This is a genomic window from Flexivirga endophytica, assembly GCF_014640635.1.
GTDB lineage: Bacteria > Actinomycetota > Actinomycetes > Actinomycetales > Dermatophilaceae > Flexivirga > Flexivirga endophytica.
In genome coordinates this window covers 80,281-103,773 of record NZ_BMHI01000006.1, presented here as the reverse complement: position 1 = coordinate 103,773, position 23,493 = coordinate 80,281, and the positions used below count along the sequence as shown (strand labels likewise).

Sequence of the window (23,493 nt, the reverse complement as noted above, 5' to 3'; positions counted from 1 at the left end):
CTCAACGTCCATTAGTGACATCAAAGACCGTACTACCGAAATGCGCACCATGCTCGTAGCGTTATCGGTATGCGAGCACTTCTCATCTCGGCGGCACCCTCCGCGCACTCCTTGACCGATGACCTCACCCGCACCGCGAGCGCCGAGCTGACCGCCCAGGGACATCACGTGGATGTGCTGCATCTCAATGATCTGCACTGGGATGCGGTGGTCCGGCCGGGCGACTACGGGCTGGACGAGTTCCACCGGCCGGTCGGCGACCACGCCGATGACGCCCGCACCGACGGCACGATCGACGGGGTCGTCGAGCGGCACCAGGGACTCGTCGAGCGTGCCGATCTGATCGTGCTGGTCTTCCCGCTGTGGTGGGCGGGCATGCCGGCGGTGCTGAAGGGATGGTTCGACCGCGTCTTCACCCAGGGCTTCGCCTACGGCCTACACGATGCCGACGGCAATTCGCGCAAGTATGGCGACGGCGCGTTCGCCGGCAAGCGCGGCCTGGTCATCACCACAACCGGCGACCGGGACTCGGCCTTCGGCGAACGAGGCCTCAACGGCAACATCCACGATCTGCTCTTCCCGATCACCCACGGCATCCTCTGGTACACCGGCATCGCGCCACTGAAGTCACTGGCCATCCTCGGTGTGGACACCCCGAACTGGCCCGGCATCGAGGACGCGCGGGAGCAGGTGCGGGCGCGCCTCGCGTCGCTCGACCGGGACGAGCCCATCCCCTACCGGCGGATGCTGGAGGACTATGACGCCGATCGGCAGCTGCGCAAGGAGCACGCCACCGGCCGCACGGACCTGGCGATCCACCTACGGTCGGAGCGCGCTTCGTGAGCAGCGTGCGCGACTTTCTCGCCGTCGAGTTGTGAGAACTTGTCGTTCTGAGCGCACCAGAACGACAAGTTCTCATAACTCAGTGGTCCAGCGCATGAGCGACGGCTCGTATGGCGGGACCCGGGTTGCGATTGTCGGCGCCGTTCAACTCGATGACCGGCCATCCGCCGTCCCGCATCGCCCGACGCCGCACCTGATCACGACGCCGCTGCTCGACGGTGAAGTGATAGTCGCCGTCGTACTCGACGACGAGGCGCGGACGGCGCCATACAAAATCGCCGACACCCAGCCAGCTCCCGCGCGAGTCCCTGACCGTCGAATTGAGTTCTGGCTCCGGGAGGCCGGCGCGGTGAAAGCGCAGCCGCCACAACGATTCCTGCGGCGACAACACATCCGCCCGGATCAGCTCCGCCGCCGAGCGCGCCGCGCGAACACCGCGTCGTCCAGTGCGCTCGGCCGGCAGCCGACGGAGCTCAGCCTCCAGGCTCGGCGAGTGGTGCAGGATCGCATCGCCGAGCACCACGAGGTCGTCCACGCCCAGCAACGCAGCCAGGTCGGACCAGGTGCGAAGAGCAGACGTCACCGGTATGCCGCCGAGGGAGCGGCTGTCATCGACCTCCCCGTGATGGACAACGACGCCCCTGCGACGCACCTGGACGCCGTTCGGCACGGTCACGTGCAACCGGTCGTCGGACGGCACGGGCAGCTCGAGAAGTTGAGCCGCCGTCGCATGCGAGAACACCGCGCACGTCGGCAGCACGAGAAGGTACGCCGCCGCCCGATCACGAAGATCGCCGAGATCGCCGATGACCCGCAGGCTGCGAGTCGGCGACGCGAGGCCCGTATGGCGCAGCCGGCACGGCGTGACGCCCTGCGCGAGCGCCTCGCCATATGTAAAGGCATCGCCGAACCCCGCGGGAAGCGGCGACGGGCGGCGGGTCATCCCGGGATTCTGCTGGGCACGACCGTTGACGTGCTTTCGGTTGTCCACAGGCAGCGGGCGGGACTCTCGCCGAGTTATGAGTAGTTGTCGTTCCGGGGCGCCCAGAACGACAACTACTCACATCTCGGGACGAAGCCGGTCCCCCGAGGTGCGGGTGGGGCCACCGCGGCGGCAGGGCGCACAGGCATGATGGGGACCATGGCTCGCGACGTGACCAGCACCTACCGGCTGCAGCTGCACGCCGGGTTCACCTTCGCCGACGCGGCGACACAGCTGGATTATCTTGCCGCGCTGGGGGTCTCACACCTCTACCTTTCGCCGATCCTGCAGGCCGCTCCCGGTTCGATGCACGGGTATGACGTCGTCGATCACTCCCGGATCAGTGATGAGCTCGGCGGGCGAGCGGCGTTCGAGCAGCTGGTCACCGCGGCGCACAGTCGTGGCCTCGGTCTCGTCGTGGACGTGGTGCCCAACCACATGGCGATCCCGGCACCGGAATCGATGAATCGTCAGCTGTGGGAGCTCCTTCGGGACGGTCGCGACGCGGGCACCGCCGGCTGGTTCGACATCGACTGGAAGGCCGGCGGCGGCCGCGTCGGCCTGCCGTTCCTCGGGAAGCCGCTCGCCGAGGTGCTGGCAGATGGCGAGATCACCCTCGACCGGACCGGCGACGAGCCGGTGCTGCGCTACTTCGATCACGAGTGGCCGTTGTCGGTCGGCACCGACAGCACCGACGATGTCGCGGAACTCCTTGAGCGTCAGCACTATCGGCTCGTGCACTGGCGTGCGAAGGACGCCGTCCTCAACTACCGGCGGTTCTTCGAGGTGGACACGCTCATCGCCATACGCGTGGAGGAACCGGAGGTCTTCGACGCCTCGCACGCACTGCTGCTGGAGCTCAACCACGACGGCCTGATCGACGGGTTCCGCATCGACCATCCCGACGGCCTGGCCGACCCGATCGGCTACCTGGCCCGGCTGCGCGACAAGGCGTCACGAGGGACGCCGGTCTGGGTCGAGAAGATCCTCGAGCCGGACGAGTCGCTCCCGCGATCGTGGAAGTGCGCCGGCACCATCGGGTATGACGCGCTGCGCGTCATACAGTCCGCGCTCGCGGACCCGGAGCCGGTGGCCGCGTTGTCGGCGGCGTGGACGGCCACAGGTGGGGATCCCGACTACGCGCACGCCGTGGAAGTCGCCAAGCGGCAGGTCATCGCCGAGTCACTGCAGCCCGAGGTCGAGCGACTGACCCGGCGGTCGCAGGAAGCACTGCCCGAGCAATCCGTCGAAGACTTGCGTGGCGCAGTCATCGAACTGCTTGTCGCCAGTGATGTCTACCGCGTCTACGTCCGTCCCGGTCACAAGCCCACCACCCAGCAGCGGGAGCAGTTGCAGGCGGCGCACGACCGCGCCCTGGAAGCTCGGCCGGACCTGCAGGAGGCGCTGGCGGCGTTGCTGCCGTTGGCGCTGCTCACCGACGGCCGTCCGGCAGCGATCGACTTCGGAGTGCGGCTGCAGCAGACGTGGGGGCCGGTGATGGCCAAGAGCATCGAGGACACCACCTTCTATCGCTGGGGCGAGTTCATCGCGATGAACGAGGTCGGCAGTGACCCGAGTCGCGTCGCGGGGTCGGCGGCGACCGAGCTGCACGACTGGGCGAAGGCACACCGTGCGTCGCGAGCCGGGACGATGACGACACTGTCCACGCACGACACCAAGCGCAGTGAGGACGTGCGCGCCCGCCTGCTCGCCGTCGGTGGCGATCCTGTTGCCTGGCAGGATATTTCACGGGTAACACGCACCGCCGCGAAGAAGGCGCGGGTCGACGGGCGGACCGCGCACTTCGTCTGGCAGACACTGCTGGGCGCCGGTGACCTGTCCGAGGAACGCCTCACCGCCTACCTGCAGAAGGCGCTGCGAGAGGCCTCGCTGAAGACGACTTGGCTGTCGGTCGACGAAGCCTACGAGCAGCGGGTGATCGACTTCGCCCTCGCGGTCTCCGCCGATGGTCCGGTGCGGAAGGCGCTGGCCTCAGCGATCTCCGCCAATGACAAGGCGATTCGTGCGATCACGCTCGGCGCCAAGTTGCTGCAGCTGACCATGCCCGGCATTCCCGACACCTATCAGGGCACTGAGCTGGTCGACCTGTCGCTGGTCGATCCGGACAATCGAAGGCCGGTCGATTTCGAGCGGCGGGCGGAGTTGCTGACCGTCGAGGACGGCACCGGGCTCGACGCCGAGAAGTTGCAGGTCGTGACCGCCGCGCTGCACGCACGTCGTGACCATCCACGACCCTTCAGCGCCGAATCGTCATACCAGCCAGTGGCTTCGACGTCCGAGCATCTCGTCGGATTCTCCAGGTCGGTCGCACCGAGCCGGTTGACCGGCGCGATCGGACGCAACGGCCGCGAGACGTTCGTGACCCTCGCGACACGCGCGCCGAGTCGGCTGCTGCGGTCCGGCGGCTGGTCCGACGCGACCGTCACGCTGCCTGCGGGTGAGTGGCTCGACCACGTCTCCGGGGACACCGTCACCAGCGAGGGCCATGTGAACCTCGCCGAGCTGCTCGCCGGTTGGCCGGTCGCGTTGCTGGAGAAGCGGTCGTGAGGCGGACGCATCCCGACCTCGCCGTCTGGGCGCCGCACGCGCGGGACTCCGTCGATCTCGTGCTCGGCGAAATCCGGGTGCCGATGGCCCGTGACGGCCACTGGTGGCATGCGGCCGTCGACGCTGCGCCCGGAGACCGCTACGCGTTCTGCCTGGACGGTGGACCCGAGCGCCCCGATCCCCGCTCCCTCTCCCAACCGGACGGTCCGCACGCGCGCTCCGCACTGGTCGACCTCGCGGCACACGACTGGCAGGACTCCTCCTGGCCCGGGCAGCCGTTGCGGGGTGCGTCGATCTACGAGCTGCACATCGGGACGTTCACGGCCGACGGCACCTTCGACGCGGCCATCGGGAAGCTGGATCACCTTGTCGCACTGGGGATCTCGCTGGTAGAGGTGATGCCGGTCGCCGCGTTCCCTGGCGAGCGCGGATGGGGTTACGACGGCGTTGCGCCATACGCCGTGCACGAGGTGTACGGCGGCGCTGCCGCCTGCCAACGGTTCGTCGACGCCTGCCACCAGCGCGGCCTCGGGGTGCTGCTGGACGTGGTCTACAACCACCTGGGACCGAGCGGCAACTATCTGGCCGAGTTCGGTCCCTATTTCACCGATCACTACGCGACGCCGTGGGGATCGGCGGTCAACCTGGACGGCGCCGGCAGTGACGAGGTGCGTGCCTATCTCGTCGACAACGCTCTGATGTGGTTGCGGGACTTCCATTTCGACGGGTTGCGACTGGACGCGGTGCACGAGTTGCACGACGGCCGCGCGGAGCACGTCCTCGAAGAGCTCGCGCGTCGGACCGACGAGCTCGCCGCCTCGCTCGACCGCCCACTGACCCTGATCGCCGAGTCCGACCGCAACGACCCGCGCACCGTGCTCCCCCGCGATGACACCGGGTCGGGCCTCGGCCTGAGTGGGCAGTGGGCGGACGACATACATCACGCCCTGCATGTTGCGCTGACCGGCGAAACCCAGGGCTATTACTCGGATTTCGCTGATCCGGCGGCCCTGGAGAAGGTGCTGCGAACACCGTTCTTCCACGACGGCACGTGGTCCAGTTTCCGCGGCCGGCACCACGGGCGACCGGTCGACCTCGACCGCACTCCACCGTGGCGCTTCGTGGCGTCCGTGCAGACACACGACCAGGTCGGCAACCGCGCGACGGGTGACCGGCTGTCGCAGCTTGTCAGCCCTGGCCGCCTCGCTGCCGCGGCTGCGCTGCTGCTCACCTCGCCATACACGCCGATGCTCTTCATGGGCGAGGAGTGGGGCGCCTCGACGCCGTGGCAGTACTTCACCGACCATCAGGAGCCGGAGCTGGCGCACGCGGTGTCCGAGGGACGTGCACGTGAGTTCGCCGCACATGGCTGGGCCACGAATGTTCCTGACCCGCAAGCTGTTTCGACGTTCGAGAGCTCGACGCTCGATTGGGCGGAAGTCGCCATGGGCGTTCACGCCGAGCTGCTGGAGTGGTATGCCGCCCTGCTCCGGCTGCGTCGTGACGTCCCGGCGTTGAGCGCCGTCGACGCCCCGGAGGTGCGCCGCAACGGCGCCACGATCCGGGTGCACCGTGGTGACCACGTCGTGCTGATCAACCTCGGCTCGTATGACGCAGCAATGCCGGGTGACGTCGTGCTCGCCTTCGGTGCGGTCGACGGTGGCGGCACCGAGCAGGTGACGGTCGGCCCCGACTCGGTGGCGATCCTGAGACAGCGTCGATGACCACACCGCAACTGCTCGTCCTGCACCACTCGCCCACGCCACGGCTGCGCTCGCTGCTCGACGCCGTCCTCACAGGCGCGCGACACGAGGAGCTACCGCCCGTCGACATACGCGTCGTCGAGGCGTTGTCGGTGACGATCGACGACTTCCTGACCGCGGACGGCTACCTGCTCGGCACTCCGGCGAACTTCGGCTACATGTCGGGCGCCATGAAGCACGCCTTCGACTCCACGTATGACGACACCCGCGGCAAGGTGTCGCGCCGGCCGTTCTCCTTCTGGATCCACGGGCGCTCGGACACCACCGGCGCGCGGCGGTCGCTGGAGTCGATCACCACCGGGCTCGAATGGCGTCTCGCGGCCGAGCCGGTGGAGATTTTGCGGGTGGAGTCCGACGACGAGCGGGACGCTCTCACCGAGCTCGGCGGCACGCTGGCCGCACTCGTCGCCGAGGGCGCCTGACCCCCCTCCCACCCGCTCCGCGAATGACGGCTTCTTCGCCGAATGACGGTTGTATGGCGCCGTCGCTCGCCGAGGAAGCCGTCACTCGGCGTGGGGTGGCTGAGCGAAAATCGGGTGACGCATGTCGGTGCGTCGTGGTCTTCTGAACGATGTGCCGAAACCAGCCTTCGCTCGCACCCGCAACGGGCTGACGCAGCTGATACCGCCGACTCCCCTGTCGCGCCGGTTATCGCTGCAGTCCTTGCTGTTCGCGACCGGTGAAGGCACCTTCCTGACCGGCAGCGCCGTCTTCTTCACCCAGGTCGTCGGGCTGTCGGCGGCTCAGGTCGGGCTCGGCCTGACGATCGCCGGTGTGGTGTCGTTCCTCGTCGCGTACCCGGCCGGTCGCGTCGTGGACGTGCTCGGTCCGAAGCGCATGTGGTCGGCGGGCGCGCTGCTCGCGGCGCTGATGTTCGGGCTGTGGCCGTTCATGACGGGCTTCTCGGCATACCTGCTGATGGTGATCCTCTTCGAGATCATCGAGAACGCCGCCGGCGCCGGCCGCAATGCCTACATCCTGGACGTGATGCCCGAGCAGGAGCGGGTCCGCACCCAGGCCTACATGTACTCCGCGCTCAACGTCGGCTTCACGCTCGGCGCGATCATCGGCGGCGTCGCTCTCGCCTTCGACAATCTGACCGTGCTGCGCTGGATGCCGTTGCTGACGTTGGTGATCGGGCTGATCAACGCCTTCTGGATCGCTCGACTGCCGCGCGCCTCGCACGACGAGCGCGCCGCGAAGCGGGACCGCAAGATCAAAGCAGAGCCGATCCCCGGCAAGGGTCCGCTGCACAATTTCGGCTGGATGGGCGTCAGCTTCTTCAGCGGCACGATGTGGACCAACCAGGTGTTGCTCAACGTCGTGATCCCGCTCTGGCTGGTCGAGGCAACGGACTCGCCGCACTGGTTGCTGGCGTGGCTCTTCGGCACCAACACGGTGATGTGCATCTTCCTGCCGGCATACACGACGCGCGGCATACACACGCTCGCCGATGCGCTGAAGGCCGTGCGGATCTCCGGTGCGTTCTTCGTGCTGTCCTGCTTGATCACGATGGGCACGCACAGCACGTCCGGGCTGCTGACCGTCACGTTGGTCTGGCTGGGCCATGTCACCGTGACGGGCGCGGAGTTGGCGATCTCCGCCAGCAGTTGGGCGTTCCAGGCCGAGCTGATGGATCCGCGGCGTCGTGGCGAATACGGCGGCGTGCAGGAGGTCTTCGCGACGCTCGGCGGTCGGTGGGCACCTGCGGCATACACGTTCCTGGCGCTCAGCTGGCACGGTCCCGGGTGGCTGGCGATCGCGGCGATCGTCGTGTTCGCTACCGCCGGAATGCATCCGGCCGTCCGCGCGGCCGAGGCCTTCCTCGCGCGGGAAGTGCCCGCCGACGTGCTCGCCCGGGACCGGCCGGCGCCCGAAGAAGCGGCAGCCACCGTCGCCTGACAGCGCCGCCGACCGGTGCGGGAGGATGGCACACGTGAATCCTTCCGCTGCCATCGCGACCGTGTTGCTGGACGAGCTCATCCGCCAGGGTGTGCGCGAGATCGTCCTGGCGCCGGGGTCGCGCTCCGCGCCGCTGGCGTATGCCGCCGAGGCCGCAGAGCGGGCCGGGCGCGTGCGCCTGCACGTGCGGGTCGACGAGCGGTCCGCGGCATACCTCGCCCTCGGCTTGGCCAAGGCATCCCGTATGCCGGTTCCGGTCATCACCACCAGTGGCACAGCCGTGGCGAACCTCTATCCCGCCGTGCTCGAGGCCCACCACGGCTACGTCCCGATGATCCTGCTGACCGCGGACCGACCACAGGAGCTGCGCGGCACCGGCGCCAACCAGACCACCGACCAGGTGAAGCTCTTCGCCGGTGCGACCCGGTGGTTCCACGAGTTCGGCACCCCGGAGCGTCGGCCCGATCAGCAGGCGATCTGGCGGTCGGTCATCGGCCGCGCGGTGGCCGAGTCCCGCGGTTACCCATCCGGCGACCCGGGTCCGGTCCACCTCAACGTGCCGTTGCGCGATCCGCTGGTGCCGGACACGTTGGACGACGACGCCACCGACTGGCCGGAGCCACTGACCGGGCGACCGCACGGCGAGGCATGGCTGAGCCTGCGCCGGCCGGACTCCCACGCCCGGCGCGGTGTCGTCACCGGCTCCGGAATCGCGCCGGTGCCGCGGACCCTGGTGCTGCTGGGTGACTTGCCCGCTTCGCAGCAGTCCTCCGAGCTGGCCGAGCTCGCGGATGCTGCCGGCTGGCCGATCATGGCCGAGCCGTTCGGCGCCTACCGCCGCGGTCGCGTCACCCCGAACGGGCCCTTGCTACTGCGCGCACACGAATGGGTCGACGATCACCTTCCAGAGCGCGTGCTGATCGGCGGTCGCGTCACCCTCGACCGCGAAGTCGCCCGGCTGCTGCGCAATCCGGCAGTCACGGTCGAGGCCGTCACGCCGCTGACCTCGTGGGCCGACCCCGGCCACGTCGTACGCCGCGTGCACGACTGGGACGACATCGAACGCAGCCACCAGGCCGTCGCGTCCTGCGTCGACCGGGCGTGGGCGTCGCAGTGGCGCACCGCCGGCCAGGTCGTCGCGGCCGCGGCGGTACCGCTGATCGAGGCAAGCTGGCCGAGCGGGCCGGCAGTCGCCCGCACCGTGGTGCACAATCTGCCCGCGGACGCCGGTCTGTATGTCGGATCCTCCAACACCGCTCGCGACCTGGACCTGGCGCGCGATCCGCGGGAGATCACCCACGGGGTCGTCGCGGTCGGCAACCGCGGGCTCGCCGGTATCGACGGCGTCGTCTCGTCCGCCATCGGCTTCGCGCTCGCCCGCGCACCACATCCCGCAGCCGCGCTGGTCGGTGACCTGACGTTCCTGCACGACACCAACGCGTTGCTGATCGGCCCGCACGAGGCCCGCCCCGACCTGACGATCGTGGTCATGAACGACAACGGCGGCGGCATCTTCGGCACCCTAGAGCCCGGCAAGGAGGCGCTGGCCGGTCCGTTCGAGCGGATCTTCGCCACCCCGACCGACACCGACATCAGCGCGCTGTGCGCCGCGCACGGCATCGAGCACGAGTATGTCGACGATGCGGACGCGCTCGCTGATCGAATCGCCAAGCCGGGCAAGGGGATTCGCGTGTGTGAGGTGCGTATCTCGCGCGCCGGGCAGCGGGAGTTCCGCGCCGAGCTCGGCGCCGCCGCAGCCGCCGCCCTCGCCCCCAAGGCAACCCCCTAGGGACGAAGCAGCGCACCACCCCCTTGCCGAGAGGACAGCGGATCAACGAGTGGATAGGGGAATCGGGCCAAAGTCGGGCGCAATCCCCTGTCCCGTCGACATTTGCCTGTCCTCTCGGCAAATGGGGGTTGCCGTCAATATCGGCGTCAGCCGCGGTGCGCGATGCCCCACTGGCCGGTCCAGGTGTCCCCCGGCTCGAGCACCACGAGTGACTCGCCGGTGGCGAAGGCGCCGGCGGGGCAACTCATCGGCTCGACGGCGACACCGGCGCGACGGGCGCGCGCCGGAGGTAGCGAGTCGCCGGTGAAAACCTGCGTGTAGCCGAACTTCTCGGCCTGCGCCCACAACGTGGTGCTGCGCTCGGCGGTGCTGATCGTGACCCGCCAGCGGCCGTCCGCCTCCGCGGTCAGCCCGGTGAACGCCGTGTCGACCACCGCGTCTCCGATCGGTCGGGGCTCGCGGAAGTCGTAGTCGCTGCCCTCGACCGACTTGGTCCCGGTCGGCAGCAGTCGGTCATCGACCGTGAGGTATTCGGTCGCGGGCAGGGACAGCGTCAGCTCGTCGACCGCGTCCTCGCCGACGGTCAGGTAGGGATGCGCGCCGAACCCGAACGGTGCGCGCGTCGACCCGACGTTGGTCGCACTCGGGGTCACCGTCAGCCCATCATCACCGAGCTCGTAGCGCACCCGCAGATCGAGTATGGCGCCCCACCCCGGGCTCGGCATCAGCCGAAAACCAACAGTCACAGTCGAATCGCTCTGCTCGACGAGCGACCACTGCTCCCACCGGACCAGGCCGTGAGACGCGTTGAGCCGCGCCGGCTCGGTCAGCGGCAACTGCTGCTGCTTGCCTGCGAAGGTGTATCTGCCGTCGGCGATCCGATTGGGCCACGGCATCAGCAGTTGTCCACGACCGGCGTCGGCCTTCGCGTCGACCGGGTAGCCGTGCAGCACGGGGCGACCGCCCATGTCATACGAGCGTATGCCGCCACCGACGCCCACCACGGTGAGCCGCTGCTCCCCGTGACTGATCTCCCATTGCTCGCCCGACGGCGAAATCTGTTGTTCCTCAGTCATTACCGAGGATCTTACGCGCAGCCTCACGCATCTCGACCTTGCGGATCTTGCCCGTCACCGTCATTGGGAACTCCTCGGTCACGTGCACGTAGCGCGGGATCTTGTAGTGCGCGAGCCGCCCACTGCAGAACTCCCGTATGGCGTCGGCGTCGACCGGCTCCTCCCCTGACCGCATGATGATCCACGCCATCAGCTCCTCGCCGTACTTCTCGTCCGGCACGCCGATGACCTGCACGTCGGCGATCCTCGGATGCGTGTAGAGGAACTCCTCGATCTCGCGCGGGTAGACGTTTTCACCGCCGCGGATCACCAGGTCCTTGATGCGACCGACGACATTGACGTAACCGTCGTCATCCATCGTCGCGAGGTCGCCGGTGTGCATCCACCGCGCGGTGTCGATCGCCTCGGCCGTCTTGTCCGGCTGCTCCCAGTAGCCAAGCATCACGCTGTAGCCGCGGGTGCACAGCTCGCCGGTGCCGCCCTGCGGCACCGTCAAACCCGTTGCGGGGTCGACGATCTTGACCTCCAGGTGAGGCATCACCCGGCCGGTCGTCTCGGTGCGCCGGGCCAGCGTGTCGTCGGTGCGGGTCATCGTCGACACCGGCGACGTCTCGGTCATGCCGTAGCAGATCGCGACCTCGCTCATGTTCATCTCCGCGATCACCCGCTTCATCACCTCTACCGGGCACGGCGAGCCGGCCATGATGCCGGTGCGCAGCGTGCTCAGGTCGAAGGTCTGCTCGCCCTGATCGATCAGCGCGAGCTCGGCGATGAACATCGTGGGGACGCCATACAGCGACGTGCAGCCTTCCGCCGAAACGGCTTTCAGGGTCGCTTCGGCCTCGAAGGACGGCGCCGGGATCACCATGCAGGCACCGTGTGAGGTCGCCGCGAGGTTGCCCATCACCATGCCGAAGCAGTGGTAGAAGGGCACCGGCAGGCAGATGCGGTCCTGCTCGGTGTAGTTGACCAGCTCACCGACGAAATAGCCATTGTTGAGGATGTTGTGGTGCGAGAGCGTGGCGCCTTTGGGGAATCCCGTTGTGCCAGATGTGTATTGGATGTTGATCGGGTTGTCCGCGGAGAGCCCGTCAGCTCGCCGGGTCAGCTCTTCGACCGTCACCCGGCTCGCACCGGCAACCAGGTCGTCCCACGTCGGGTCGCCGATGTAGACCACTTGCTGCAGGTCACGGCACTCACCGCGCACCTGCTCGACCATCGACCGGTAGTCGGACGTCTTGTGCGTCTGCGCGCTGACGATCATCCGCATACCGGATTGCTTGACGACATACGACAACTCGTGGGATCGGTATGCCGGGTTGACGCACACCATGATCGCGCCGATCCGCGCCGTGGCGTATTGCACCAGGGTCCACTCGGGGCAGTTGGGCGACCAGATGCCCACCCGGTCGCCCTTCTCGACCCCGGCAGCCATCAGGCCGCGCGCAACGTCGTCGACCGCAGCGTCGAACTCGGCGTAGGTCCACCGACGCCCACTCGGCATGTCGACCATCGCGTCGCGTTCCGGGAAAAGCTCGACCGTGCGGCGCAGGTTGTCGCCGATCGTGTCGCCGAGCAACGGCACCTGCGAGGTTCCACTGGCGTATGACGGGCGACTGGCAGCGGGCATCGGAGGACCTCCTACGACTGGCGACGTGACGCCTCTCACAGTAGGTCAGAGCGCATCGTCGTGGCACTGCGTCGCCGAAGGCCGGACATTCCGGCCGACAGCCTCGCGCCGTCGTTCGCCAGACCCGGCCGCCCTATCCTGGTGCGGTGCCGAAGTCCGCCCGCAGTTTCGCCGACGACCTTCGCGCGCGTACTGACGCCCAGTTGCGCGTGTTGCTCGCGGCGCGACCGGACCTGACCCGCCCGGCCCCCGCCGATCTGACGTCACTGGCGGCTCGAGCGGCCACCCGCGGCAGCGTGCAGCGCGCGCTCGACCGACTGTCGGCCGACCGGCTCCGCGTGCTCGAAGCGGTGCTCGTCGACGGCGCGGACGCTGCGCCGAAGTTGCTGAAGACCACCAAACGGAACGTCCAGGCCGTATGCCGCACGTTGTGGGACGAGGCCCTGCTGTGGCGCAGCCCGGAGGGTTTCCGCCCGGCGCGGGCCGTGGCCGAGATCCTCAGCAGCCCCGCCCGGCTCGGTCCGCCCGCTCGCGAACTCGGCGTTCCCGACCGCAGCGCCGACGCGCCAGCGGCATACGAGAGCCTGAGCGGTGGTGCGAAGGCCACCATTGACCGGTTGCGATGGCGGCATCCGCGAGCCAGCTTCGACGGGCCCGCGGCGACCTCGGTGCTCGATGAGTTGATCACCGCCGGGATCGTCGTCCGCGCCGACGACGGGGGCGGCGTCATCCCACGCGAGGTGGGCTTGGCGCTGCGGGGCGGACAGCTCTACGAGGACGGGGTCACGCCGCCGACGGCTCCGACCCGCGAACTGCCCGCGCACGACGTGGACGCGGATGCGGCCGGCGCGGCGCTCGACATTCTCTGGCGGGTCGACGCCCTCGTCCGCTCGTGGGACACCTCGCCCCCTCGTGTGCTCCGCTCCGGCGGGCTGAGCGTGCGTGACCACCGCGCGGCCGCCTCCGCGCTCGATGCCGATCTCGAGCTGGCAGCCTTCGTCATCGAGATCGCGTATGCCGCCCGGCTCATCGCGAACGACGGTGACTTCGAACCCAGTTGGCTGCCCACCGCCGCCTATGACGACTGGGCCGACTCGGGCCGGGCGTCCCGCTGGGCCACCCTCGCGACCGCATGGCTGGACAGCTCGCGTGCGCCCTCGTTGGCCGGCACGTCGTCCGACCAGGGCACGATCAACGTCCTGAGCACCGAGGTGGGTTGGCCGATGATGCGGACCCGACGTCACGACGTCCTCGAAATCCTGGCCGGCATCGACCGATCCGTAGGGGTACCAACCGAGTACGTCGATGCCGTGCTGCACTGGCAGCGCCCGCTTCGCCTGCCGGAGGGCGCGCCCACCCGGGCCGATGAGGTGCTGCGTGAGGCCGCCTGGCTCGGGGTGACCGGGCGCGGGGTGCTGTCGACGCCCGGACGGGCACTGCTGGCCGGCGGTGGCGCCGCGGCAGCGATGGACTCGGCGATGCCGGCCCCGGTCGATCACCTGTTGCTGCAGGCCGACCTGACGGCGGTGGCCCCCGGCCCGCTGACCGAGCAACTGCACTCGTTGATGCAGGCGGCTGCGGACGTCGAGTCCCGCGGTGGGGCAACGGTTTACCGCTTCACCGACAAGAGCATCCGACGCGCACTGGACGCTGGGCGGTCTGCGAGCGAGCTGACCGAGCAACTCACGGTGGCGAGCCCGACCCCGCTGCCCCAGCCGTTGGAGTATCTGATCTCGGACGTCGCACGCCGCCACGGACAGACCAGGGTCGGCACGGCCGGCTGCTACCTGCGCAATGACGACATCGCCATGCTCGACGCGATGAGCAGCGACCGCAACCTGTCTGCCCTGCAGTTGCGCAAGATCGCACCGACCGTCGTGGTGTCGCCTGCGCACCCTGCCACCGTGCTGGAAATGCTGCGGCAGCACGGCTATTCACCGGTCGCGGAGGGCCAGGACGGACACGTCATCCATGTCGGTGGTGGCCACGCACGCGCCGCTGCCCCGGCAGTGAGCGGGCCGCCTCGTCTCGACGCCGTCACGAGCGAAGTCATCGACGAGGTCATCGCGCGCGCCCGCCGAGGCGAGACGGCGGCCGCCGGGCGGTCGGCGAACGGCTCGGGTCCGCGCATCCCCTCGACGGATCCGACGGTGACGCTGGCGATGCTTCAGAACGCAGCCGCGGACGGGTCGGCGGTGTGGATCGGTTACTCCGACCCCGGCGGCGTGCTGCACCGCACCTTGTTCCGGCCGCAGCGGGCCGACGGCGGTCGGGTCACCGGATCCGTCGGCAAGGGCGGCTCGGAGTCGCGGACCTTCTCGATCCATCGCATCACCGGCGTCGCACCCGCATGACAAGGGCGTTCCTTGAGGAGCGAGGGACGAGCGTCTCGAAAGGTCGCTCAGACCTGGTAGCCGGCCTCCCGCGCAACGTCGAGGACCGGTCGGCCGGTGCTCCACAACGTCTCGAACGCATAGGTCAGTGACGTGGCCAGATCGGGATGCTCGACCAGCACGTTGGTGGCAGTGAGGCCACCCGCGACGGGATCAGTCAGCGAGAAGAGCGCGTGGGTGCCGTTGACCAGACACAGCTTCATGGGCACCTTGTCGACGATGCGCCCCTGCTCGCCGGCCTCCGCGAATTGCTTGAGATCCTGGACTGACTCGTCCGAGTCGAGGACTTCCTTCTCGTAACAGCAGCGCACGTCACCGCCCGACTCCGTGATCCGTCGCGTGGCGTCCAACCCCGGCTGGTTGTCCTCGACGACATACGGCTTGCGGGTGAAGAGCAACATCGAGGTGGTGGCGCGGCTCTGCAACTCGAGGAAGCGCGCGCCGAGGCTCGCGGGGTCCCGCAGGAACTCCACGAAGGCGAGCGGGGTCTGCTCCTGCTGACCGCTGTGCCACAGGCCGGCCAACTCCTCCGACGCGTCGGCGGCGTTCAGCGCGAGAGCGCTGAACCGCTGGCGGTGTTCGGCCACCAGGCCGGAGATGGCTACGCGTGGGTCCGTGGCCGCGAACGAGACCACCTGGCCGCTGACCGGACGGGCGAGCCCGCGCTGCACGAGCCCGTCGACCACGTCATAGATCCGCTGCCGAGGGATCCGCGCACCTCGTGCGAGCTCAACGGCAGTCGCCGTATTTCGTTGCACCAGAACGGCATACGCCTTTGCTTCGTATGACGTGAGCCCCAGGTCACGCAACACACGGAGGATCTCGGCGAGGTCGGACGACATGGCGACCATCATCCGGCTGCCCGCAGCTTTGACCAAACCCTTGCCATCTCTTGACCCCTTGCAGGTAACGGTCGGGAGTAAGTTCCCCGGTTGCCACCACTACCAAGTGGTGACAAGTCTGAAGGTTACCTGAAAGGACACCTGATGTCGTCAACCAAGCTGCGACACAACCGGCGAAAAGCAGCCGGCGTCGCACTTTTCGGAGTTGTCGCCGCGTTGCCTCTCGCCATGACCGGCGGAACGGCGTATGCGCATCCGGACCACGGCTCCGTGCAGCCGGCCCACAAGGCAACGCACGCCACGTCGTCCACGACCGCCGTCACCGGCACCCCGGTGAAGGGGTCGGTGAAGGTCGAACACGTGTGTTCCCAGCACGTTGCAAAGGGCATCGCCAAGTGCTTCGCTCTGAAGCAGACCAACGCGTTCGAACCCAACCGCATCGTCCCGCACGCAGTGACACCGAACGCGACGCCGTCGGGCTACGGCCCGAGCGACATCCAGTCCGCCTACAACCTGCCGTCCGCCGGAGCCGGCACGACGGTCGCGATCGTCGACGCGTATGACGACCCGAACGCCGAGTCCGACCTGGCGGCCTACCGCCAGCAGTACGGACTGTCGCCGTGCACCACGGCCAACGGGTGCTTCACCAAGATGAGCCAGAGCGGCTCCACCAACAGCCTGCCGACGCCGGACAGCGGCTGGGCCGGCGAGATCTCGCTCGACCTGGACGCCGTCAGCGCGGCCTGCCCCGCCTGCCACATCCTGCTGGTGGAGGCGAACACCGCCAGCATGGACGACCTCGGAACCGCTGTGAATCAAGCGGTTTCGCAGGGTGCCAAGTACGTCTCGAACAGCTACGGCGGCAGCGAGGACAGCAGCACCACCACCGCCGACAGCCAGTACTTCAAGCACTCCGGCACCGTCATCACCGCGAGCACCGGCGACAGTGACTACGGCGCGGAGTACCCCGCGACGTCGGCATACGTGACCGCGGTCGGCGGCACCTCGCTCTCCCGCAACAGCGGCACCAGCCGCGGATGGAGCGAATCGGTCTGGAAGACAAGCACTTCCGAAGGCACCGGATCCGGTTGCTCGGCATACGTGGCCAAGCCGTCCTTCCAGACCGGCGTCAGCACCGGGTGCAGCAAGCGCGCCGAGGCCGACGTCTCGATGGACGCCGACCCGGCGACCGGCCTGGCCGTCTACCAGACCTACGGCGGCAACGGCTGGAGCGTGTATGGCGGCACCAGCCTCGCCTCTCCGTTGCTGGCCGCAACGGCGGCCGTCGCCGGCGCAGCGGGCAACTCCACCTACGGCAACGACCTGTCCTACTCGCACACCGGTGATTTCAACGACGTCACCAGCGGCAACAACGGCAGCTGCGGCACCGTGCTGTGCAACGCCGGCGTCGGCTGGGACGGCCCGACCGGCAACGGAACCCCCAACGGCGTGGCCGGCTTCGGCGGCGGCACCACCTCCGGGGTGACGGTCAACAACCCGGGCAGCAAGAGCAGCCCGGTCAACACCGCGGCCTCGCTGCAGCTCGCGGCGAGTGGCGGCACTGCGCCATACACCTGGAGCGCGAGCGGCCTGCCGACCGGCCTGTCGATCAGCAACTCCGGACTGATCTCCGGCACGCCGACCACGGCCGGCACCTACACCGTCAAGGCGACGGCGACGGACTCGGCCGGGAAGTCCGGCACGGCGACCTTCACCTGGACGATCACCAGCTCCAGCGGTGGCTCGTGCACCGCGCAACTCGTCAAGAACTCCGGCTTCGAGTCGGGCGCGACCGGCTGGACCCAGAGCAACGACCAGATCATCGGCCAGTGGGGCGCCTACGAGGCGACCCACGGTGGTTCGTATGACGCCTGGCTCGACGGCTACGGCCAGTCGCACACCGACACGCTGTCGCAGAGCATCGCGATCCCGTCCGGCTGCAACGCGAGCCTGTCGTTCTACCTGCACATCGACACCGATGAGTACGGCACCACCGCATACGACAAGTTGGCCGTGAAGTCCGGCTCCACGACGCTCGCGACCTACTCCAACGCGAACGCCGCGAGTGGTTACACCAAGCACACGATCAACCTGTCGGCATACGCCGGTCAGATCGTGAATCTCACCTTCACCAGCACCGAGGACAGCTCCCTGCAGACGTCCTTCGTGCTGGACGACGTCACGACGAACCTGTCCTGACGCAGCTGGGGCGGCCCGGTCAGCGTCAGCTGACCGGGCCGTTTCCCTGCGGTGGCCGAGGAGGTCGTGAGGCACGAGCGACCGGCTCGAGGTCGCCCACTACGCGCCGCGCAGCCAGTCCTTGCGGGTGATCTCGTACAACACCTCGCCCTGCTCCGTGCCGGGAAGTGGATCGTCGAAGTCGACGAAATACGTGCGCACATAACGCATCCCGACCTTCTCCATGACCGCCCGCGATCCGGTGTTGACCGCCATCGTGTCGGCGACAACCCGCGGCACGCCGACGGTCTCGAAGGCGTGCCGCAGTAGCTCGACCGACGCCTCGCTCGCGTAACCATGGCGCCAGTGCCGCCGCAGGATCCGATAGCCCAGCGCCGCATCTTCAGGATCGGCATCCCGCCCGTCGGCGTGGTCGGGCGGCAGCATCATCAATCCGATGAATTCGCCTGGCCCTGCAGCATCCCCGCTTGTATGACGAAACGCCATCCAGTACCCGAGACCGTCCACCTGCCGCCCGAGACCCATCCGCTCCGCATGCGAAGCGACCACCTCGTCACGGTCACGCGCCCGGCCCCACAGATAACGCAACACTTCTGCGTCGGAGTCGAGTTCGACCTCGAGCTCCAAGTGCTCGTCACCGAGCGGCAGCATCAGCAACCGCTCGGTTCGCAACACCGGCTGCGGCATCAGAAGATGCGGACCTGCGCCTCTTCCGGCAGGTGCATCCCGTCGGACTCGGAAACACCGAAGGCAGAGGCGAATTCGTGCAGGTTGCGAGCGACGTTGGCTCGGGCGTCGGCCGGCGAGTGCGGGTCGATCGTGAGCAGCCGCTTGGCCTCCGCCTCACGGGCCTTGCCACACCAGACCTGCGCCCAGCCGAGGAAGAAGCGCTGCTCCGGCGTGAAGCCGTCGAGCTCGGGCGACTTCTGCGTCTCCTGCGCGACCTGCAATGCCTTGTAGCCGATCGTCAGCCCGCCGAGGTCGCCGATGTTCTCACCGATCGTCAGCGCGCCGTTGACCTTGTTGCCCGGAGCGTCACGGCCCTCGACCTGGTTGAACTGCTCGATCAGCTTCTGCGACAACGCATCGAAGCGCTTGCGGTCGTCGTCGGTCCACCAGTCGACGAGGTTGCCGTCGCCGTCATACCGCGAACCCTGGTCGTCGAAGCCGTGGCCGATCTCGTGACCGATCACGCCACCGATGCCGCCGTAGTTGACCGCGTCCTCAGCGTCGACGTCGAAGAACGGCGGCTGCAGAATGGCGGCCGGGAAGACGATCTCGTTCATCACCGGCATGTAGTAGGCGTTCACCGTCTGCGGGGTCATGAACCACTCGCCCGCGTCGACCTCGTCACCGACCCGGCGGAGCATCCGGTCGACCTCCCACGCGGTCGCGGCGGCGATGTTGCCGATCAGGTCATCATGCCGAATCTCGATGTCGGAGTAGTCTTTCCACGACTCCGGGTAACCGATCTTCGGAGTGAACTTCGCCAGCTTCTCCAACGCCTTCGCGCGGGTCGTCTCGGTCATCCAGGACAGCGTCTCGAAGTTGCGGCGGTAGGCCTCGACCAGGTTGGCGACCAACTTCTCCATGCGGGCCTTGGCGTGCGGCGGGAAGTGCCGCTCGACATACAGTTGACCGGCGGCCTCGCCGATGAGCGACTCGACCAGCGCGACGCCGCGCTTCCACCGCTCGCGGTTCTCGGGTATGCCGGACAGCGTGCGGCCGGCGAAGTCGAACCGCTCGTCCACCATCGCCTGGTGCAGGTATGGCGCCCGGTCCGACACCAGTCGCCAGGTGAGCCATGACTTCCACGCGTCGAGCGACTCCTCGCTCAACGCCTCGGCGAATCCGGTCAGGAACGAAGGCTGTTCGACGTTGACCGGGTCCAGGATCCGAGCCTCGCCGCCGACCCCCTCGAGCCACGCGTCCCACTCCAGTCCGGGGGTGAGCTTCTCAAGCTCCGCACGGGACAGCTTGTTGTATGTCTTGACGGCGTCGCGCGAGGCGACCCGGTCCCAGTGCGCCTTCGCGATGCGGGTCTCGAGGGCCATGATCGTGTCGGCCTGCCCGGCGTCGAGCCCGGCGAGATCGAGCAACCGGCCGATGTGGGCGACATACTTCTCCCGCACCTCGGCGTGCTCGTCCTCGCGGTAGTAGGACTCGTCCGGCAGACCGATGCCGGCCTGCATGACGTAGAGGATGTTGTGCGCCGAATCCTTCGCGTCCGCAATGGAATAGAAGCCGAGGAAAGTGTCGACCCCGCGGCGGCTGAGCTGCCCGCAGACGCGGACGAGGTCGGATGTCGACGCCACGGCGTCGACGAGCGCGAGATCGTCGGCGAGCGCTCCCGCGCCGGCCTTCTCGATGCGCTCGGTGTCCATGAAGGATGCGAAGAGGTCACCGACCTGACGACGTGGGGTGCCCGGCTCGGACGCTGATTCCGCGGCCTCCTCGATGAGCGCGTGGACTGCTTCCTCCGCGCTCTCCCGCAGCCGGTCGAAGGTGCCGTAGCGCCCGCGGTCGGACGGGATCTCGGTCTTCTCGATCCAGGCACCGTTGACGTGGCCGAACAGGTCGTCCTGCGGCCGCACCGAATGATCGAAGTTGTCGGCGATGACACCAGACTTCATGTGTGAACTCCTCATAGCTTTCTCCGCCCCCGCGGATGTCTGACTGTTGCTCAACCTACGCGTCCGTGCGTCGACTGTGGCCGGGTCCACTCAACCTGCGAGCGCCTTCACGACACGGGACGGCGACGGCCGCCGCAGTTGCTCGGCCATCCACACCGACGTCTCGACCAGCTTCTCCAGGTCGACGCCGGTCTCGATGCCCAGGCCGCGGCACATCCAGACCAGGTCCTCGGTCGCCAGGTTGCCCGTAGCCGACTTGGCGTAGGGGCAACCGCCGAGGCCACCGGTCGAGGCGTCGACGACGCGGATGCCATGACTCAGCGCGGTCACGGTGTTGGACAGCGCCTGCCCGTAGGTGTCGTGGAAGTGGACGCCGATGCGATCGCTGCCGATTCCCTTGTCGTCCAACGCCGCCAGCAACGCGGTCACGTGGCCGGGAGTCGCGACGCCGATGGTGTCGCCCAGGCTCAGCTGGTCGCACCCGAGGTCCATCAGCTTGCGACATACGTCGACGACCTGCGCGATCGGCACCGGCCCCTCCCAGGGGTCGCCGAAGCACATCGAGACGTAGCCGCGCACCCACAGGCCGGCTTCCTGCGCCCGCGACACGACGGGCGCGAACATCGCCAACGACTCGTCGACCGACCGGTTGAGGTTCTTGCGGGCGAAGGTCTCGGTCGCCGATCCGAACACCGCCACCGCGCCGACGCCGGCCGCGATCGCATTGTCGAGGCCGCGCTCGTTGGGCACCAGCACGGGCCGCTTCGGGCCTTTGCCGACGTCGTCGAGCAGCTCCATCAACTCCGTGGCGTCCGCGAGCTGCGGGATCCAGGACGGCGGCACGAACGACGTCAGCTCGACGGTCTCGAGCCCGGCGTCGATCAGACGCCGGATGAAGGTCGCCTTGACCTCCACCGGGACCACTGTCTTCTCGTTCTGCAGACCGTCGCGCGCTCCGACCTCGTAGATCGTGATCGCCTCGGGCATCGTCGCCATTGACGCAACCTGTGGCAGCTCCATGCCCCCATCGTCGCACCGTGTGATCCGGCGCACGTATGGCGGGCTCGGCGCGAGCAACGCGACAGGTCCCGGTCATTCGTCGCACCGGAGCAACCGCTCGTCTCACGAGCAGGACCACTGACCGAACTTGAACCCGCCTTGACCCTGCCGGTCCGGACCCTGCCGGAAAGTGACCTGCACCACTCTCCCCCCTGGAGCAAGGAGCCGACCGTGACTGACGACATCGAGCACAACATCGAGCAAACCACCCGGCAACGCACGCTCAACCGCAGAGGATTCCTGGCCCGCGCCGGCTGCATAGCTGCCGTGGTCGCTGCGGGCGTCGCTTCCGGCGAGACACTCCTCGGCGGCGACCAGACCGCGTCCGCCGCGACATTGCGGAACGGCCTGAAGGGCGCCACCGCAGCGGACGACGATCCGTTGGCACTGCTGAAGAAGATGATCAGCTTCGACACCCAGAACTTCGGTAAGGGCGGCAAGACCAGGCCGTATGCCGAGATGGTCAAAGGCCTGTGGGACGCCGCCGGTGTCTCGTCCGAGATCATCCCGACACCGCAGCCGGACAACGTCCACCTCCTGGCGCGCATCAAGGGCACCACGTCCGCCGCGCCGGTGCTCCTCCTCGGACACTCCGACGTCGTGCCGGTGGAGAAGGACCACTGGTCGGTCGATCCCTTCGCCGGCGTGGTGAAGGACGGCCAGATCTGGGGTCGCGGGGCCCTCGACATGAAGGGCACCAACTCCGCCACCATCAGTGCGCTGTTGCGCCATCTGGGCGAAGGCGGCAAGTTCGAGCGCGACATCATCGTGCTGACCGACTGCGACGAGGAAGCCGGTGACTACGGGTCCGGGTGGCTGGCGGAGAACCACTGGGACAAGCTCGACTGCGGCATGGTCCTCACCGAGGGCGGCTGGTTCATCGCCCAGTCCGACAAGACCACACCGATGCTGATCACCGTCACCCGGCAGGACAAGGTCTACTTCAACCTCGACCTGTATGCCGAGGGGACTGCGACCCACTCGTCGAAGCCGATGCCCGACTCGGCCATCGTCGGCCTGTCGCGCGCGGTCGCCGAGCTCGGGGAGTATGACGCCCCGGTCCACCTCACCGACGTGACACGGGAGTACTTCGGAGCGTTGGCCGACGCCACCGACGACCGGCGTTGGGGACGCGCCATCCGGATGATGCTGCGCGCCCACAACCAGCATCAGCTGGAGCGCACCGCGGCACTGATGGTGAAGGGTTCGGACTACCCCTACCTGCACCACGCCCTGTTGCACACGACGGCGGCATACGTCATCGAGGACTCGGGTTACAAGGAGAACGTCATCCCGTCGGAGGCGCACGTCCGCGTCAACTGTCGCGGCATACCCGGTGGCGAGAAGCCGCGCGACTTCCTGGCGACGGTGCGGCAGAAGATGAAGCGCCGCGGCATCGTCGTCAAGCTGGCAGCGCCCGAAGGCGTGTCCGAGGCCGACTACCTGGACCAGCTCGACGACACCTGGGCCACCCCTGCCGCGGACATCGATACGCCTCTCTACCAAGCGATTTCGAAAGCCTCGGCCCAGACCTACCCCGAGGCGGTCTTCGCGCCGGCACTGTTCGAGGCGGGCACCAGCCTCGGGCCCTGGCGCGAGCACGACATCCCCGGGTATGGCGTCTACCCCTACGTCATCGACAACGACCAGCTCGTCGCGATGCACGGCAACGACGAGCGGATCTACGTCGACGCCCTCAACAAGGGGACGGACTTCATGTATCGGGTGTTCGACCGGTTCCGCGCCTGAGCCGCTGCGCGCCGAGCCCCCTCGCCGAGAGGACACCCGTTCATCGAAAGGACAGGCGATTCAGG

General features: G+C 68.1%; 16 protein-coding genes. 9 read left to right on the top strand and 7 right to left on the bottom strand.

Annotation, left to right across the window (positions count from 1 at the left end; genetic code table 11):
• Nucleotides 1–69 precede the first annotated feature (69 nt).
• Entirely contained in the window at nucleotides 70–843 is a 774-nt protein-coding gene (locus IEX71_RS18810) for an NAD(P)H-dependent oxidoreductase (RefSeq protein ID WP_188838617.1), read from the top strand.
• A gap of 79 nt (nucleotides 844–922) precedes the next feature.
• Here the strand turns inward: IEX71_RS18810 and IEX71_RS18805 are convergent, their stop codons facing one another.
• A complete protein-coding gene (locus tag IEX71_RS18805; protein ID WP_188838616.1) occupies nucleotides 923–1,786 on the bottom strand; it encodes a DUF559 domain-containing protein in 864 nt (287 codons plus the stop codon).
• 198 nt (nucleotides 1,787–1,984) lie between these two features.
• Here IEX71_RS18805 and treY point away from each other — a divergent pair, with 198 nt between their 5' ends.
• The 5 genes from treY (at nucleotide 1,985) to menD (ending at nucleotide 9,847) form a co-directional block, all read left to right on the top strand.
• Nucleotides 1,985–4,393 (top strand): malto-oligosyltrehalose synthase, encoded by a 2,409-nt coding sequence (gene treY / locus IEX71_RS18800; RefSeq protein ID WP_188838615.1) that lies wholly within the window; start codon nucleotides 1,985–1,987, stop codon nucleotides 4,391–4,393.
• Complete coding sequence (treZ, locus tag IEX71_RS18795) at nucleotides 4,390–6,117, top strand: malto-oligosyltrehalose trehalohydrolase (protein WP_188838614.1); 1,728 nt, start codon at nucleotides 4,390–4,392, stop codon at nucleotides 6,115–6,117. The genes treY and treZ overlap by 4 nt, the downstream gene beginning before the upstream one ends.
• A complete protein-coding gene (locus IEX71_RS18790; protein WP_188838613.1) occupies nucleotides 6,114–6,578 on the top strand; it encodes a flavodoxin family protein in 465 nt (154 codons plus the stop codon). Before treZ ends, IEX71_RS18790 begins: the two co-directional genes overlap by 4 nt.
• Nucleotides 6,579–6,729: 151 nt before the next feature.
• Nucleotides 6,730–8,058 carry an MFS transporter gene (locus IEX71_RS18785; protein WP_229749867.1) on the top strand — a complete coding sequence of 443 codons (1,329 nt, stop codon included), beginning with the start codon at nucleotides 6,730–6,732 and terminating at the stop codon, nucleotides 8,056–8,058.
• A 25-nt stretch (nucleotides 8,059–8,083) separates the two neighbouring features.
• Nucleotides 8,084–9,847: a 2-succinyl-5-enolpyruvyl-6-hydroxy-3-cyclohexene-1-carboxylic-acid synthase gene (gene menD / locus IEX71_RS18780; protein ID WP_188838611.1), complete on the top strand. Its 1,764-nt coding sequence runs from the start codon at nucleotides 8,084–8,086 to the stop codon at nucleotides 9,845–9,847.
• 146 nt (nucleotides 9,848–9,993) lie between these two features.
• Here the strand turns inward: menD and IEX71_RS18775 are convergent, their stop codons facing one another.
• Together IEX71_RS18775 and IEX71_RS18770 are read right to left on the bottom strand one after the other, a co-directional pair.
• On the bottom strand, nucleotides 9,994–10,923 hold the full coding sequence (locus tag IEX71_RS18775; RefSeq protein ID WP_188838610.1) for an aldose 1-epimerase family protein: 930 nt from the start codon (nucleotides 10,921–10,923) through the stop codon (nucleotides 9,994–9,996).
• On the bottom strand, nucleotides 10,916–12,553 hold the full coding sequence (locus IEX71_RS18770; protein ID WP_188838609.1) for an AMP-binding protein: 1,638 nt from the start codon (nucleotides 12,551–12,553) through the stop codon (nucleotides 10,916–10,918). The genes IEX71_RS18775 and IEX71_RS18770 overlap by 8 nt, the downstream gene beginning before the upstream one ends.
• A gap of 146 nt (nucleotides 12,554–12,699) precedes the next feature.
• On the opposite strand from IEX71_RS18770, the gene IEX71_RS18765 reads away from it, so the two are divergent.
• Complete coding sequence (locus IEX71_RS18765) at nucleotides 12,700–14,907, top strand: helicase-associated domain-containing protein (protein ID WP_188838608.1); 2,208 nt, start codon at nucleotides 12,700–12,702, stop codon at nucleotides 14,905–14,907.
• Nucleotides 14,908–14,954: 47 nt separating this feature from the next.
• Here the strand turns inward: IEX71_RS18765 and IEX71_RS18760 are convergent, their stop codons facing one another.
• Nucleotides 14,955–15,788, bottom strand: coding sequence for a TrmB family transcriptional regulator (locus tag IEX71_RS18760; RefSeq protein ID WP_188838607.1), 834 nt, complete (start codon nucleotides 15,786–15,788; stop codon nucleotides 14,955–14,957).
• Between the two features lie 144 nt (nucleotides 15,789–15,932).
• Here IEX71_RS18760 and IEX71_RS18755 point away from each other — a divergent pair, with 144 nt between their 5' ends.
• Nucleotides 15,933–17,987, top strand: a complete 2,055-nt coding sequence (locus IEX71_RS18755) for a putative Ig domain-containing protein (protein ID WP_229749865.1) — start codon at nucleotides 15,933–15,935, stop codon at nucleotides 17,985–17,987.
• Between the two features lie 99 nt (nucleotides 17,988–18,086).
• On the opposite strand, the gene IEX71_RS18750 is transcribed toward IEX71_RS18755, so the two are convergent.
• The 3 genes from IEX71_RS18750 to IEX71_RS18740 all read right to left on the bottom strand — a co-directional run bounded on the left by IEX71_RS18750 (nucleotide 18,087) and on the right by IEX71_RS18740 (nucleotide 21,640).
• The gene (locus tag IEX71_RS18750; RefSeq protein ID WP_188838606.1) at nucleotides 18,087–18,674 is read right to left on the bottom strand and encodes a GNAT family N-acetyltransferase; all 588 of its coding nucleotides are present in this window, start codon (nucleotides 18,672–18,674) and stop codon (nucleotides 18,087–18,089) included.
• Complete coding sequence (locus tag IEX71_RS18745) at nucleotides 18,674–20,620, bottom strand: M13 family metallopeptidase (RefSeq protein ID WP_188838605.1); 1,947 nt, start codon at nucleotides 20,618–20,620, stop codon at nucleotides 18,674–18,676. The genes IEX71_RS18750 and IEX71_RS18745 overlap by 1 nt, the downstream gene beginning before the upstream one ends.
• A 90-nt stretch (nucleotides 20,621–20,710) precedes the next feature.
• Complete coding sequence (locus IEX71_RS18740; protein WP_188838604.1) at nucleotides 20,711–21,640, bottom strand: hydroxymethylglutaryl-CoA lyase; 930 nt, start codon at nucleotides 21,638–21,640, stop codon at nucleotides 20,711–20,713.
• Nucleotides 21,641–21,850: 210 nt separating this feature from the next.
• Between IEX71_RS18740 and IEX71_RS18735 the strand changes: the two genes are divergently transcribed.
• Entirely contained in the window at nucleotides 21,851–23,428 is a 1,578-nt protein-coding gene (locus tag IEX71_RS18735; RefSeq protein WP_229749864.1) for a M20/M25/M40 family metallo-hydrolase, read from the top strand.
• The last annotated feature ends 65 nt before the right edge of the window (nucleotides 23,429–23,493 follow it).

What these genes read in the sequence shown, in the direction of transcription:
- IEX71_RS18810 (WP_188838617.1), top strand. Translation starts at nt 70, where the DNA reads ATGCGAGCACTTCTCATCTCGGCGGCACCCTCCGCGCACTCCTTGACC.
- IEX71_RS18805 (WP_188838616.1), bottom strand. Translation starts at nt 1,786, where the DNA reads ATGACCCGCCGCCCGTCGCCGCTTCCCGCGGGGTTCGGCGATGCCTTT.
- treY (WP_188838615.1), top strand. Translation starts at nt 1,985, where the DNA reads ATGGCTCGCGACGTGACCAGCACCTACCGGCTGCAGCTGCACGCCGGG.
- IEX71_RS18790 (WP_188838613.1), top strand. Translation starts at nt 6,114, where the DNA reads ATGACCACACCGCAACTGCTCGTCCTGCACCACTCGCCCACGCCACGG.
- menD (WP_188838611.1), top strand. Translation starts at nt 8,084, where the DNA reads ATGGCACACGTGAATCCTTCCGCTGCCATCGCGACCGTGTTGCTGGAC.
- IEX71_RS18775 (WP_188838610.1), bottom strand. Translation starts at nt 10,923, where the DNA reads ATGACTGAGGAACAACAGATTTCGCCGTCGGGCGAGCAATGGGAGATC.
- IEX71_RS18770 (WP_188838609.1), bottom strand. Translation starts at nt 12,553, where the DNA reads ATGCCCGCTGCCAGTCGCCCGTCATACGCCAGTGGAACCTCGCAGGTG.
- IEX71_RS18760 (WP_188838607.1), bottom strand. Translation starts at nt 15,788, where the DNA reads ATGTCGTCCGACCTCGCCGAGATCCTCCGTGTGTTGCGTGACCTGGGG.
- IEX71_RS18755 (WP_229749865.1), top strand. Translation starts at nt 15,933, where the DNA reads ATGTCGTCAACCAAGCTGCGACACAACCGGCGAAAAGCAGCCGGCGTC.
- IEX71_RS18750 (WP_188838606.1), bottom strand. Translation starts at nt 18,674, where the DNA reads ATGCCGCAGCCGGTGTTGCGAACCGAGCGGTTGCTGATGCTGCCGCTC.
- IEX71_RS18745 (WP_188838605.1), bottom strand. Translation starts at nt 20,620, where the DNA reads ATGAAGTCTGGTGTCATCGCCGACAACTTCGATCATTCGGTGCGGCCG.
- IEX71_RS18740 (WP_188838604.1), bottom strand. Translation starts at nt 21,640, where the DNA reads ATGGAGCTGCCACAGGTTGCGTCAATGGCGACGATGCCCGAGGCGATC.